Below are 13,752 nucleotides of genomic sequence, written 5' to 3' on the forward strand. Positions count from 1 at the left end.
CGGGCCACCGGGGTGTGGCGCAGCTTGGTAGCGCGCTTCGTTCGGGACGAAGAGGTCGCAGGTTCAAATCCTGTCACCCCGACCAGCTGGAAGCCCCTCCTGCGGGAGGGGCTTCCGTCGTCTCCGGAGCGCATCGGGGCGCAGCCGGGCCCGGTCGGATCGCAGCGTGCGGCGGCGTCCCACCCCGCATACGGCCTCAGCGGTCGCCAGCGCCCGTCTCACGGCCGCGGGAGCCGCCCGCCGGGCCGAGGTTCCGATCGCGCCCGCTCGCCGCCCTGAGCAGCATCTCGAGCGGGCCCCGGCCGACGGAACGCCGCCACAGCCACGCGAACGCCATCGAGCCGACGACCAGGCCGATGAGCAGCTCCCACGAGTCATCCGTCGCGACACCGCCAGGGCCGACCCGCTTCGACATCGAGAGGACCACGAGCTGGCCGGTGTAGATCGTGAGCGGCATCGTCCCCATCGCGATGATCGGCGAGAGCAGCGTCGAGGTGACCCGACGCACGGGCTCGACGGCGAGCGCAGTGAGCGCGACGGTTCCGGCGAGGACGACGAGCCCGACCCCGACGTTGCCGATCGTCTCGAGGGAGGCTCGCGCCGGAATCGCCCAGTCGGCCGCGGGGTCCGCGCCGAGCACCCGGGTCCCGGGCAGCACGGCGGCGAGCGGGAGGCACACCGACGCCGCCAGCAGGCCGGCGAGCGCGTACCAGCGCACCGTGCGCGCCGCATCGACCTCCAGCCGCGCGAGCCCGAGTCCGATGAGCATGACCGGCACCCAGATCACGACGGGATACGAGCCGGTGAGGAACCACTCGACGACGATGCCCAGGTCACCGGATGCCGCGGCCTGGAGGGTCGGGTCGCGCTCGGCGAGCGCGGCGACCGCCGGCGCGACGGCGAGGGAGACGGCACCGGCCGCCAGCGCCGCTCGTGCTGGGATGAACAGCAGCGGCACCATGACGAGGAACGCGATCCCGTACACGTCGAGGATCACGACCGCGAGCGGTCGCAGCACCGCGATCGCGAACAGGCCGATCGCCAGGAGGATCGACGCACGGATGGCGACCTGGCGCCTGAGCTCTCCCCGGTCGTTCGTGCGCGGCCCGGCGGCCCCCGTGATCAGCCCGAGGCCGATACCCGCGGTCAGCGCGAAGAGCAGGCGCGGCCGCTCATCGGCGATCGCGATGAGCTCCGTGACCGGTGCGGATGCCACGGCGGGCGCCACGTGCGCCACGAACATGCCGATGAGCGCGACGCCTCGAGCGGCATCGACCCCGGCGATGCGCGACGCCGGGCGGCGTCGGACCGCGATGCGGGAGTCGGCCTCCTCCGGCATGCGACCCGATCGGCGTCTCGTCAGGGGCGGCCGAGGCCGCGATAGGTCCAGCCGGCGGCGCGCCACGATGCCGGATCGAGCACGTTGCGCCCGTCGATCACCGTCGGATTCGCGACGAGGCCGCGCGCCTCGGCGGGGTCGAGGCCGCGGTACTCGGCCCACTCGGTGACGAGGACGACGAGGTCGGCGCCGCGGAGCGCCTCGGTGGTGGACGCCTCGTAGTCGAGCTGCGGATGGCGGAGCCGGGCGTTGTCCAGTCCCTCGGGGTCGGTCGCGATGACCTCTGCGCCGAGCCCCTTCAGCTGCACCGCGACATCCAGTGCCGGCGAGTCCCGCACGTCGTCGGAGTCTGGCTTGAAGGTGACGCCGAGGACCGCGACGCGGCGCTCGTTCACGGATCCGCCCATCGCCTCCACGGCGAGGTCGACGACGCGCTGGCGGCGTCGCAGGTTGATCGAGTCGACTTCCTTCAGGAACGCGACGGCGTCGCCGCGGCCGAGCTCCTCGGCACGGGCGGAGAACGCGCGGATGTCCTTGGGCAGGCAGCCGCCGCCGAAGCCGACACCGGCGTTGAGGAACCGGCGGCCGATGCGCGCGTCGTGTCCGATCGCGTCCGCGAGCTGCGTGACGTCGGCCCCGGTCGCCTCGGCGATCTCGGCCATGGCGTTGATGAAGCTGATCTTCGTCGCGAGGAAGGCGTTCGCGGCGACCTTGACCAGTTCGGCCGTCGCGTAGTCGGTGATGATGCGCGGGGTGCCCGCGTCGAGCGCGGCACGGTAGATCTCGTCGAGCGTCGCCGCGGCCGCGTCATCGGCCACGCCGTACACGAGGCGGTCGGGCTCGATCGTGTCCTTCACCGCGAAGCCCTCGCGGAGGAACTCGGGGTTCCACGCGAGGGTCGCGTGCGGCGCGACCTCGGCGAGTCGCTCCGCGAGGCGGGTGGCGGTGCCGACCGGCACCGTGCTCTTCCCGACGATGAGGGCGCCCTCGGCGAGGTGCGGGAGCAGGCTCTCGAACGCCGCGTCGACGAAGCGGAGGTCGGCGGCGTGGCTGCCCGCCGTCTGCGGGGTGCCGACCGCCAGGAAGTGCACCTCTGCGCCCGCGGCATCCGCCATGTCGGTGCTGAAGCGCAGGCGTCCGGAGGCGGTCGCGGACGTCAGGATCTCGGGGAGCCCCGGCTCGAAGAACGGCGGACGGCCCGCGGCGAGTTCGCCGATCTTGCGCTCGTCGACGTCGATGCCGATCACGTCGTGGCCGAGTTCCGCCATCGCCGACGCGTGCACTGCGCCGAGGTAGCCGCAGCCGATGACCGAGATCTTCATGGGGTCCTTCCGGTGGGGATCGCGCGCGCGGCGGAGGGTCGCTCCGCGAGCGCGATGGTGTCATGCCGGCACTCGACGGCCGGGACGGCGACATCGAGTGCAGTCACAGGATAGTCGCTGCCGCCTGCGTGGAGGCTGCGCTGCCCGGCGGGCACGCTCAGCCGCAGGTCGCCTCGACCAGTTCGACGCCGGTGCGGTTGATCATCGGCGTCGTCCGCACCTCGACCGGGGCGTCATCGGGCGTCCCCGCGAAGGTCGCGCGAACCACGGCGGTCTGCCCGTTGACCATGTCGACCGTGAACTTCTCGGCCGGACGCCCGAGATCGGTCACGGACGGTCCGGTCGTCGCACCGTTGGCCGGATTCGGGACGGCGACCTCCGTCGTCGAACCACCCGCCGGACCGTAGAGGAAGACCTCGGTGCGGTAGGCACCGGGCTCGCGAGAGTCGATGTACTCGGGGAGGCCGAACTGCAGGTCGACCGGGATGTCCATGCGCAGCGTGACCTCGACGGTGTACGTCGGAGCATCCGGCGTGCACGTGTCGACCGTGACGTCGGCGTCGGTGTGCAGGTAGTAGTCGATCTTCGAGATCGAGCGGTCGCGGAAGTACACCCCGAGGACCGTCGCGCCGAGGTTCGTCTGCGGGAGCGTGCCGTCGAGCCTGGAGCCCTCGAAGAGCTGCTGCGTGGGCTCGTTCTCGGTCCACATCATGAGGCTGCCCGAGTTGGTCACGTCGATGAGCGCCTGCGCCATCTTCCAGACGTCGTAGTCGCCCGCCATCATCTTGTCGAACATCGCCGCGGACGCCGCCGCGAAGTAGGCGTCCGACTCGGGTCCGCCCTCCGGGTACCGGAAGTAGATCTCGTTGAGCAGCTTCGACACGACGTTGTCGCTCGTCAGCTTCTCGCCACCCGGCAGGCTGACCGGACCGGTCACCTCGAGGATGCGGGAGACGGCGATCGGGTCGGTCATCACGACGGTGTTCGGGGTGATGCCGAGGTCGCGGTCCCAGCGCGAACGGAGGAGGGCCGCCGCGGTCGGGAAGTCGGGGCGGCTCGTCGTCGCGTTGATCTCCGTGCGCAGGATGTCGTTGTAGAGCTGGTCGGCGCTCTCGTCGATCGGGGTGCCGATCGGGGCCTGCGTGTCGAGCTCGGTGCTGGAGACCTGGCGGTCGATCTTCACCGTGCCCTCGTCGACGCTCAGCAGCGTCTGCGCCGCCGGCCCCCCGCCGAGCGCGGTGGCCTCCGCGTTGTTCTCGAACGCGAGGAGCACGGTCTGCGGGCCGTCGATGCCGAGCATCGCGCCCGCGCCCGCCAACGCGGCGTTGATCCCCGGCAACGTGCCCTGGGCGCTCGCGACCACGTCGCCGAACTGCGTGACGGCGTCGGAGACCGGCGCGATCGTCGCGTCCGTGTCGATGCCGGCGAGGTCGGCCTCGAGCCCGTCGAGGATGACCTGTGCATCGGCCGCGATCCGGGTGGCGTCGCGGAGCGGCCCGAGGTCGAGTGCGCCGCTGTCGTCGCGCGAGATGCCGAACTCGCCGACGAGCCCACTCGCGGGCTGGACCACCTGCTGCGAGACGTCGTCGACGCCCTCGGCGATGACGCGGACGGCGTGCACGTTCTCCCCCACGACGGGGACCAGTTCCGCCATGCGCCACACCGGGTTCGCCGTCGGCTCGGCCGCGCTGGCGGCGGCCGAGGACAACTCGTCGGCGATGGGCTGCAGCTCGTCGAACCGGCGCTCGTCCGCAGCCTTCTGGAAGGCGACGACCTGGACGCGCGCGGTCTCGAGGTCGTCCCGGACGGCGAGGGCACTGGTTGCGAGCCACCACGCGGCCAGACCTCCGCCGATGATGAGGATGGCCAGCAGCGGCCAGAAGATCGAGTGGAAGATGATGCGACGACGCCGGCGGCGACGACGGCTGCCGCTGCCGGAACTGCGGTGCTGCCGCTCGGGGGCGAGCACGAAGTCTGGGGTCGTCACGATGCCCAATCGTAGACGCGACCGGCCGGGATCCGACCCGGAGCCGGATCACGATCCCGACACGGCATCAGTAGGCGCCCTGCGCCCGGAGGACGGCTCGCGCCGTGCGGTACAGGATGATGACGTCGCCCGTGAGCGACCAGTTCTCGACGTAGTAGAGATCGAGGCGCACGCTGTCGTCCCAGGAGAGGTCGGAGCGTCCCTGCGTCTGCCACAGCCCCGTGATGCCGGGCCGCACGAGCAGCCGGCGGCGCGCCCACTCGTCGTAGCGCTCGACCTCGGACGCCAGCGGGGGCCTGGGGCCCACGAGCGACATCTCGCCGCGGAGCACGTTGACGAACTGGGGCAGCTCGTCGAGGCTGTACCGGCGGAGGACGGCTCCGATGCGCGTGACGCGCGGATCCGAGCGCATCTTGAAGAGCACCCCGTTGCCGTCGGTCCGATCGAGGAGGGTCGTCAGCTGCGCCTCGGCATCCGCGACCATCGAGCGGAATTTCAGCATGCGGAACCGCCGGCCGTTGAGCCCGACGCGCTCCTGGGCGTAGAACGCCGGGCCGGGGCTGTCGCGTCGCACGAGCAGGGCGATCGTGAGGAAGACGGGGCTGAGGACGATGAGTGCGATCGTGGCGACCACGAGGTCGAACGCGCGCTTCGCCGCGTACTTCCGCCCGGTGAACTCGGGGTAGTCGACCTGGATGAGCGGCAGGCCGGCCACCGGGCGCGCGTGGATGCGCGGGCCCGCGACATCCGTCAGTGCCGGCGCCACGACGAGGTTGGTCGCCGTCGCCTCGAGCTGCCACCCGAGTTCGCGCATGCCGCGGGGATCGATCGTGTCGGCACCGGTGAACACGACCGTGTCGGCCCGTGCCGCGCGCAGCGCGTCGTCGAGCGATCCGTAGGCACCGAGGACCGGGATCCCAGGAGCGAGTTCGCGTGCGGACTCGCCGTGCTCGGTGACCGCTCCGACGATGAGGAAGCCCGAGACGCCGTCGCGCGCGATCTGCTCGGCCACGTGCACGGACTTCTGCCGCTCCCCCATGAGGATCGCCCGGTGCAGGAACCGACCGTCCGCCCGTTGCCGCAGCAGCCACTTCCGCCAGGCCCAGCGCCCGGTGATGAGGAGGACCAGCCCGAGCGGAAGCGCGACGAGCACGTACGCGCGGCCGACCTCCGACCGCAACAGGAAGGCCCCGATCGCCAGCACCGCGAAGACGCGGATGCTCGCGTCCGCGATGCGCCGGTACTCGGCCGTGCCCGCGCCGATGATGGTGCGATCGCGCGTGGCGAAGATGGCGAGCGAGGTGAACCACCCGGCGGCCAGGAGCGCCGAGACGAGCGCGTAGCTCAGCAGGTAGTCGGCGTCGCCGTCGAGCCCCGGGATGCGGAGGGACGTGCCGGTGGTGCCGAACCGGATGAACTGCGATCCGTACACGGCGAAGACGATGACGATCAGGTCGGTCACGAGCAGCCGTCGCGCGTAGGAGCGCTGCCACCCGGCGACCACGTCCGACGGCCTCGTCTCCGTGGCGTGCCGCGTGAGGGTCATGCACCACCTCCGCCGCCGTGGCTCGGCGGGCCCGATGACGGCCCCCGAGCACCCGCCGTTCGGGTCGGCGGGCAGAGTCAGGGTAACGCGCCCATGTCCTCCGATGTGAGGACAGGGCGGAAGTGTCCCCCGAACTGGGGCGCGGCCGGCAGGCTCAGCCGTGACGTCCGTCGAGCGCGCCGCCGCTCTCCTGCAGGTAGCACACCCCGCAGAGCGACTCGTAGGTGACCTCGTCGCCGTCGATCGCGACCTGGTCGCCGTCGAAGATGTACCGGTCGCCGACCCGGCGCCCGTTGAAGATGGCCTTCCTGCCGCATCGGCAGATGGTCTTCAGCTCCTCGAGGCTGTGGGCGACCTCGAGCAGGCGCCGACTGCCCGCGAAGGCCACGGTCTGGAAGTCGGTGCGGATGCCGTAGGCGAGGACCGGGATGTCGTCGAGCAGCGCGATCCGCAACAGGTCGTCGACCTGGTCGCCGCTCAGGAACTGCGCCTCGTCGACCAGCAGGCAGCTCACGTCCCGTCCGTGCGTCTCGATGACCGGAGTGCGGTGACGCTGGAAGAGGTCGAGCACCTGGTCGTCCGGCGCGATCGTGAAGTCGACCTCGCGCACGACTCCCAGCCTGGAGACGATGTCGCGGTCGCCCTTGGTGTCGACCGCCGGCTTGGCGAGGAGCACCCGGTGCCCGCGTTCCTCGTAGTTGAAGGCGGCCTGCAGCAGTGCGGTGGACTTGCCCGAGTTCATCGCGCCGTACCGGAAGTAGAGCTTGGCCACTACTCGAGCATCCCGTCCTCCGCCGCACGGCGGATCAATTCGGCCCTCCGGCCGGCCGGCCGGCCGACCTTGGCGTACTTGTCGCGCGCCCGCCGGAGGTAGGTCTTCGCGGTCTCGTAGCCGACCTCCATGGTCGCGGCGACGTCGGCGGTCGACATCCCCTGCACGTACAGTCCGACCGCACGCCGCTCCGCGGCGCTGAGCGCGGCCTCCGGCGGGGCGGCGACCTCCAGCCCCGCATCGTCGCCGACGGCGGAACCGGTCGGACGGGTCGACGCCCGGGACGCGCGCTCGCCCCGGAGCGCACGCCGGGCCTCCGCCACCACGTCCGCCACGGGCAGGGTCTTGGAGACGAAGGCGTCCGCACCCGCGGCGAGGCAGCGCTCGCGCGATGCGTCGTCGTCGAGCGCCGTCACGACGACGACGATCGCACCCGCCGCCCGGCAGGCACGGATCCTCGACTCGATCGACACCGAGTCGCCGAGCTGGAGGTCCATGAGCACGAGATCGACGGGGAAGTCGGGATGGCGGATCAGGTCGAGCCACAGCGTCGTGCGGATGACGACGCCGAGGTCCGGCGCATGCTCGGCGATCCAACTCGCGATGCCGTCGACGATGACGGCGTGGTCGTCGAGGATCGCGACCCTGACGACTTCCTCGGCGTCGGGCTCAGGCGTCATATCGGAACTCCACCCGCATATTCTCTCGCGTCATCTCGAGATCGCCGCGCACGCCCACCGCGCGGGCGACGGCGAGGAATCGCTCGACCTCTCTCCGGGCCGGTGCCGCGCCGGCGCCCCCGCCGACGACGGCGTGGATTCGGACGATCGCGCCGCTGCCCGTCGCGACCACCTCGACCCGGATCGACTCGGCGCGCTCGGCATTGCCCAGCCAGGACAGCAGCGCGGTGAGCGGAGGCCGCTGGTCGCTGCGCAGTCGTGATGCGGTCGCCGCCGGATCGTCCACGGCGATGGGAATCCGGCGCGCCGCTTCGATGGACGACGCGAGGTCGTCGAGCCAGGTCGACTCGATGCCCGCCTTCAGGGCGCGGCGGAGCATGTCCGCGAGTTCGCGCGCCCGATCCGCATCGCCGACGCTGATGCGCTCGGCGCTCATGACGCCCGCGAGGAACGGCAGCACCTCCCGGCTCAGGACCGAGACCCGCCCCTGCTGCACCGATCGGACGATGCCTTCGCGCACGCCGCCGTCGCGCTCGAGCGCGACCGCGTTCGCCTCCCGCTGCCATGCGAGGCTCTCGCGCACGATGGTCGCCGAGTACGCCGCACCCGCAGCCGACAGGGCCAGGACCGCGACCGAGTTGACCGCGATGAGCGCGGCGGCGTTGGCCTCCGTCGCACTCCCCCCGGCCGAGCCGACGGCGAGGATCGCGAGGACGGACGCGGCGACCGTGCCGGCGGCGAGCAACGAGATCCAGGTGCTGAACGGCGCGAGGCAGAGGATCAGCACGCCCACGACGAGCGGCCCGTAGTCGTCGTACAGGTAGCGGTCCGCGCCGACCGTGCTCACGTACTCGGCGATGGCGCCGCCGACCGCCAGCGCCACGGCGAACCAGAGCCGCTCCACGGTGAACGGCGCTCGCGACGGGAGCGCCGACACGGCCGCCACGGCACCGGCCGCGATGACGAACAGCACCCCGGCGATCGCCGCGATCGGCGATCCGACCTCGTCCCAGTGCCACACGGTCAGGGCGATCGCGGTAATTACCGACAGGATCGTGCCGGCGAGCACGAGCGGGGCCGCGGCGACGGCGCCGATCGGGTCGACCTCCTGCTGCGTGAGGCGGAGCGCGGTGCTCATTCGCCGCCCTCCGGAACTGCGAGCATCACGGTCGTGCCGACGCCCGGGCGGGACCAGATCCGCGCGCGACCGCCCTCCTGCTCGATGCGGCCCCTGATGGACGTGCGCAGGCCGATCCGGTCGTCGGGGACGCGCTCGGGGTCGAATCCGCGTCCGTCGTCGACGACCACGACGGTGACCTCGCCGTCGGCGCGGCCCAACGCCACCTCGACGTCATCCACGCCGGCGTGCCGAGCGACGTTCATCAGGCACTGGGCGACGGCGGCCTCGATCGCGGCGCGACGCCGCGGGCCCACCGCGGCGAGGACGTCCGGGGCGCCGGAGACGTTCACCGCCAGACCGGCGTCGCGGGCCATGCCGATGGCGTCGGCGAGCGGTGGGGGGGCCCCGGCTCCGGCGGCGGTGGACGCCGGGCCCGGGCGGCCCGCGCCGCCGGCACGGGACGGACCTCCGTTCGAGATCTCGCGGGCGGCGGCGGGACCGACCGCATTCGCCGCGGCCGGAACGGCGCTCGTCGACCGGGCGCCTGCCCCGGAACCGTCGCCGGCGTCCTCCGAGTGCTCCATCGCCCAGTCGCGCCCGACGATGAGCGAGAGGTCGTGGCTGATGGCGGTCCGCAACCGTTCGTCGACCGGGCCCGACCCCGATGCGGCGATCGCGATGAGGTGGCTGAGCGCGGTGTCATGCAGGCGCGCGATGGCGCGGAGTTCGTAGTCGTGGCGGATGACGAGTTCGCGGGTCTTCTGGCTGGCCCGATGCAGCGCGGTCTCGCGACGCGCGTCGCTTCGCGTCATCGCGTCGAACGCGCGCGTGAGCACGACGATCCCGAGCGCGGCGGTCGCCGCGGCGCTGGGGGCCCATGCCGCGCCCGCGACCGTGGCGCCGAGGAAGGCGGCCGCCTCGCCGAGTCCCCAGCCGAGCGCCGCCCACGCGATCGCGATCCGGGAGCCGATCCCCGCGCCGCCGACGAGGAGCAGCGCGGTGCGCGGCATGGCGAGCAGGGCGTTGTTCGTCGTCTCGAATCCGTTGCCGGGCGCCATCACGAGCACCGTCAGCCCGTACACGACCGCCGTGCCGCCCAGCAGGTACGCGACGGTGAGCGTGACGCTCGGATGGAAGGCGACGAGCGCGAACAGTGCGGCCTGGACCGCGAGGAGCGCGAACGCCGCGACCGCCGCCTGCCGGTCCGGTCCGATCTCGCCGACGGGCTCGACGACGATGGACGCGATCGCGATGACCATGGCCGACGCGAGGCACACCGCGCCCGCCGCATGCCCGGCGCTCGCGAGCGCCCGACTCAGGGACGCCTTCGCGAGGTGCTCGGGCAGGCCCAGGGTCATGTGTGCTCCGATCCGGCCGTCCGGGGAAACGGCGCTTGCCGGATTATCGCAGTTCGGCGACCGATCGACCCAGTCGTCGACATCGCTACGTCAGAACAGCATCGCGGGTGCGGCGGCCTCGAGCATCGGCGCCGGCGACGACGAGCCGGCGGCGCGCGACCGGTCGGCGACGCTCGACCGCACGCCCCCCGTGACGACGTCCTCCCGCCCTCGTTCGAGGCGATGAGCGCGCATGAGCGGCCGGATCCGCGAGGAGAGCCACGCCCGGTACTCCTTGGGGGCGTACGCCGAGGCGCCCGGGAACATCGCTCGGTATCGCGGCACGAGCTCGGGGTGATCGCGGCCGAGCCACGCGAAGAACCAGGGCTTGACCGACCCGCGCAGGTGGAGCGCGGAGTACACGACGCTCGTCGCTCCGGCCGCCTTGGCGCGCCGCAGGGCGTCGTCGAGGTGCGCCCGCGTGTCGGTGAGGTACGGCAGGATCGGCATCAGGAACACGGTGCAGTCGAAGCCGGCGTCGCGCACGGCGGTGACGGTGGCGAGGCGGGCGGAGGTCGTGGGCGTCCCAGGCTCGATCGATCGCTGCAGGTCGTCGTCGTACACGGCGATCGACATCGCGAGATCGACCGACACGTGCTCGCGGGCGCCCGCCAGCAACGGCAGGTCGCGTCGGAGCAGGGTGCCCTTCGTCAGCACGCTGAACGGGGTCCCGCTTGCGGCGAGCGCCTGGATGATCCCCGGCATGAGCGCGTAGCGGCCCTCGGCCCGCTGGTACGGATCGGTGTTCGTGCCGAGGGCGACCGGTTCGTGACGCCAGGACGCCCGCGCGAGTTCGCGGCGGAGGACCTCGGCCACGTTGACCTTCACGATGAGCTGCCGATCGAAGTCGGCGCCGGGGTCGAGATCGAGGTACTCGTGCGTCGGCCGGGCGAAGCAGTAGACGCAGGCGTGGCTGCACCCCCGATACGGGTTGATCGTCCAGCCGAACGGGACGTACGACTGGCCCGGCACCCGGTTCAGCGCCGACTTCGCGAGCACCTCGTGGAAGGTGAGCCCCGCGAACTCCGGCGTCTGCACGGATCGGACGAGGTTGTTCAACCGGGCCAGCCCCGGCAGCGTGCCCTGCTTCTCGACGCCGAGCTCCTGGCCGTTCCACCGCATACCGTCATTCGAACATACGTTCGATGCTCGCGCAAGCGGACGCACCGCGGGCCGACACGCCGCCGCAACGTCCCGCGGCTACGCTGTGGCGATGCCCCGGAGCCCGCGACACGACCCGTGGCGGTCGACCGCGCCATCCGCCCCGGGCCCGACACCGCGCGCGCTCGCCTGGCGGCGCCTGATCATCGTGGTCGTCGGCATCGCCTACGGCATCGGCCTCTGGACCGTCCTCCTCTGGCCCGTGCACGTCGACGGCGAGGGCGGGCTCATCCGGGTCGACGGCATCATCGACTTCCTCGCCCGCATGGGCATGCCGGCCGCGATCCGCTACCCCCTCGTGCAGTCGGGACTGAACGCCGTCCTCTTCCTCCCGTTCGGCGCGCTGTGGGCGAGCTGGTTCCGGCGCCAGCGCCTCCACCTGGTGATCTCGGCGACGCTGCTCGCGTCGGCCGCGAGCCTCGCCGCCGAGATCGTCCAGGGCCGCTACCTTCCGGAGCGCACCTTCGACCTCCGCGACGTCGTCGCGAACGGTATCGGGGCCGGGATCGGTGCGCTCATCGTGGTCCTCGCAGCGCGCTCGGCACGACCGACGTCGTCACCGAACCGGCCGACCCGATGACGACGGATGCCTCCGCGGCGGGCCGCGCATCGAGGTCGAGCTCCTGCCCTGCCCATCGACGCCGCAGCCAGCGGTCGTGGCTCGCGACGACGACCGCCCCCGGGAACCCGCCGAGCGCGTCCTCGAGTTCGCCCGCGAGGGCGAGCGAGAGGTGGTTCGTCGGTTCGTCGAGCAGGAACACGTGCGGCGGCGCGGCGATCACGAGGGCGAGCGCGAGCCGCCGCTGCTGCCCGACCGAGAGCCGGCCGACCGGGCGGTCCAGGTCGCGCACCGAGAAGAGTCCGAGCCCGTCGAGCGGGACCCGCTCGGCGCGCCGCTCCCCCACGGCGCGCGCGTAGATCGCACGCGGCGACGCATCCGGGTCGGCGAACCGCACGTCCTGCTCCAGCAGGCCGACGCGGAGGCCTCGCCGACGATGGACCACGCCGTCGTCCGCCCGGAGGCGGCCGGCGAGCACCGCGAGGAGGGTCGACTTCCCCGCCCCGTTCGCGCCCGTGACGAGCAGGCGCGTGCCCGGCGCCACCCGCAGCGCGCGGACGTCGAGGCGGCCCCGCACCGACACGTCCGACAGGTGCAGCAGCACGCCGGACTCCTCGGGGAGCGGATTCGCCCCCGCCGGGATCCCGGTGAAGGCGAGCGGCGCCGGCGGTCGGGCGACCTGCGTGCGCTCGAGCTCCCCGAGTCGCACCTCGGCGTTCCGCACTCGACGCGAGACCGCCTGTTCGACGTTCTCGCGCTTGAAGTGCTTGAGGAACTTGTCGTTGTCGGTCGCCGCCCGACCATGGGCGACGCTCCGCGCGGTCTCGGCGACCACGACGCGCAGCCGCTTCAGCTCGGCCTGCTCCGCCTCGTGCTGGCGGCGCCAGCGGTCGCGCTCGTCGGCGCGGACGGCGAGGTACTCGGTGAACGAGCCGCCGAAGGCGGTGCCGGCGGATGCCGCGAGCGTCGCGTCCCGGCCGCCCGAGCCGTGCGCCCCGCCGCCCGCCCGTGCGAGCGCGGCCGCCGCACCACGGCCGGGATCGAGGTCGAGCAGGCCGGTGGCCACGCGGTCGAGGAACTCGCGATCGTGGCTGGCGAACGCGACCGGACCCCGCCAGGCGCGCAGTCGGTCCTCGAGGAAGACCGCCGCATCGTCGTCGAGGTGATTGGTCGGTTCATCGAGCAGCAGCGCCTCGGGTGACGACAGGAGCAGCGCAGCGAGCGCGAACCGGCTGCGCTGGCCGCCCGACAGCTCGTCGATCCGGCGGCCGCGGCCGAGGCCGCCGACGCCGAGCCCGTCGAGCAGTTCGTCGCGTCGCCGATCGACGGACCAGACGTCGGCGCGCTCGGCGGCCTCGAGGGCGCGCGCGTAGCGCTCCGCCGCGAGGTCGGGGGAACGATCGACGCCATCGTCGCCCTCGTCCGCGAGCGCGGCGGCCGCGGCGTCGAGCTCTCGCTCGATCGCGCGGACCTCGGCGATCGCGGCCTCGATCACGTCGTCGACGCGGTCGTCGGGCGAGAACGGCAGTTCCTGCAGCAGCAGCCCGGTGCGCGGCGGGCGCACGATGCGGCCGTGCGTCACTGCGCCGGGGAGGTGCGCACCGGCGAGCAGCCGGAGCAGCGTGGACTTGCCGGCGCCGTTCTCGCCGACGAGCCCCAGGCGGTGGCCCGGGGCCACCGCGAGGCCGAGGTCGGTCACGACGCGACGGTCGTCGTAGGCGACGGAGAGGCCGTCGCCGCGGAGGTGGGTGGCATGGGTGACGGTGACTGACATGGGGAAGGGATCCCTTCGCGAGATGCCCCCGGGCCGTCGGCAGGCGCCCGCGCGCTTCGGCGAGCACGGACGACGCGTCGACCGGCGGTCGTCGC

At 72.7% G+C, this 13,752-nt stretch carries 11 protein-coding genes and 1 tRNA gene; 2 read left to right on the top strand and 10 right to left on the bottom strand.

Annotation, left to right across the window (positions count from 1 at the left end; translation table 11 throughout):
* The first annotated feature begins 8 nt into the window (after positions 1–8).
* A tRNA-Pro gene (locus ABME02_RS00495) sits at positions 9–85 on the top strand.
* Positions 86–196: 111 nt separating this feature from the next.
* On the opposite strand, the gene ABME02_RS00500 is transcribed toward ABME02_RS00495, so the two are convergent.
* The 9 genes from ABME02_RS00500 to ABME02_RS00540 all read right to left on the bottom strand — a co-directional run bounded on the left by ABME02_RS00500 (position 197) and on the right by ABME02_RS00540 (position 11,285).
* Positions 197–1,339, bottom strand: a complete 1,143-nt coding sequence (locus ABME02_RS00500; protein WP_353813304.1) for a DUF418 domain-containing protein — start codon at positions 1,337–1,339, stop codon at positions 197–199.
* Positions 1,340–1,359: 20 nt separating this feature from the next.
* Positions 1,360–2,661 carry a UDP-glucose dehydrogenase family protein gene (locus tag ABME02_RS00505; RefSeq protein ID WP_353813305.1) on the bottom strand — a complete coding sequence of 434 codons (1,302 nt, stop codon included), beginning with the start codon at positions 2,659–2,661 and terminating at the stop codon, positions 1,360–1,362.
* A gap of 157 nt (positions 2,662–2,818) precedes the next feature.
* The gene (locus tag ABME02_RS00510) at positions 2,819–4,648 is read right to left on the bottom strand and encodes a DUF4012 domain-containing protein (protein ID WP_353813306.1); all 1,830 of its coding nucleotides are present in this window, start codon (positions 4,646–4,648) and stop codon (positions 2,819–2,821) included.
* 67 nt (positions 4,649–4,715) lie between these two features.
* Entirely contained in the window at positions 4,716–6,194 is a 1,479-nt protein-coding gene (locus ABME02_RS00515) for a sugar transferase (RefSeq protein WP_353813307.1), read from the bottom strand.
* 154 nt (positions 6,195–6,348) lie between these two features.
* Positions 6,349–6,966: a thymidine kinase gene (locus ABME02_RS00520; RefSeq protein WP_353813308.1), complete on the bottom strand. Its 618-nt coding sequence runs from the start codon at positions 6,964–6,966 to the stop codon at positions 6,349–6,351.
* Positions 6,966–7,646, bottom strand: a complete 681-nt coding sequence (locus ABME02_RS00525) for a response regulator (RefSeq protein WP_353813309.1) — start codon at positions 7,644–7,646, stop codon at positions 6,966–6,968. The genes ABME02_RS00520 and ABME02_RS00525 overlap by 1 nt, the downstream gene beginning before the upstream one ends.
* A complete protein-coding gene (locus ABME02_RS00530) occupies positions 7,636–8,784 on the bottom strand; it encodes a hypothetical protein (protein ID WP_353813310.1) in 1,149 nt (382 codons plus the stop codon). The genes ABME02_RS00525 and ABME02_RS00530 overlap by 11 nt, the downstream gene beginning before the upstream one ends.
* On the bottom strand, positions 8,781–10,124 hold the full coding sequence (locus ABME02_RS00535) for a sensor histidine kinase (RefSeq protein ID WP_353813311.1): 1,344 nt from the start codon (positions 10,122–10,124) through the stop codon (positions 8,781–8,783). Before ABME02_RS00535 ends, ABME02_RS00530 begins: the two co-directional genes overlap by 4 nt.
* Positions 10,125–10,214: 90 nt before the next feature.
* Positions 10,215–11,285, bottom strand: a complete 1,071-nt coding sequence (locus ABME02_RS00540; protein ID WP_353813312.1) for an Rv2578c family radical SAM protein — start codon at positions 11,283–11,285, stop codon at positions 10,215–10,217.
* Positions 11,286–11,376: 91 nt separating this feature from the next.
* On the opposite strand from ABME02_RS00540, the gene ABME02_RS00545 reads away from it, so the two are divergent.
* A complete protein-coding gene (locus ABME02_RS00545) occupies positions 11,377–11,904 on the top strand; it encodes a VanZ family protein (protein ID WP_353813313.1) in 528 nt (175 codons plus the stop codon).
* Here the strand turns inward: ABME02_RS00545 and ABME02_RS00550 are convergent.
* Positions 11,840–13,657, bottom strand: coding sequence for an ABC-F family ATP-binding cassette domain-containing protein (locus ABME02_RS00550; protein WP_353813314.1), 1,818 nt, complete (start codon positions 13,655–13,657; stop codon positions 11,840–11,842). The genes ABME02_RS00545 and ABME02_RS00550 overlap by 65 nt on opposite strands.
* Positions 13,658–13,752 lie beyond the last annotated feature (95 nt).

Origin of the sequence: Agromyces zhanjiangensis (genome assembly GCF_040496055.1) — a bacterium.
In the GTDB taxonomy this organism is placed as follows: Bacteria; Actinomycetota; Actinomycetes; order Actinomycetales; family Microbacteriaceae; genus Agromyces; species Agromyces zhanjiangensis.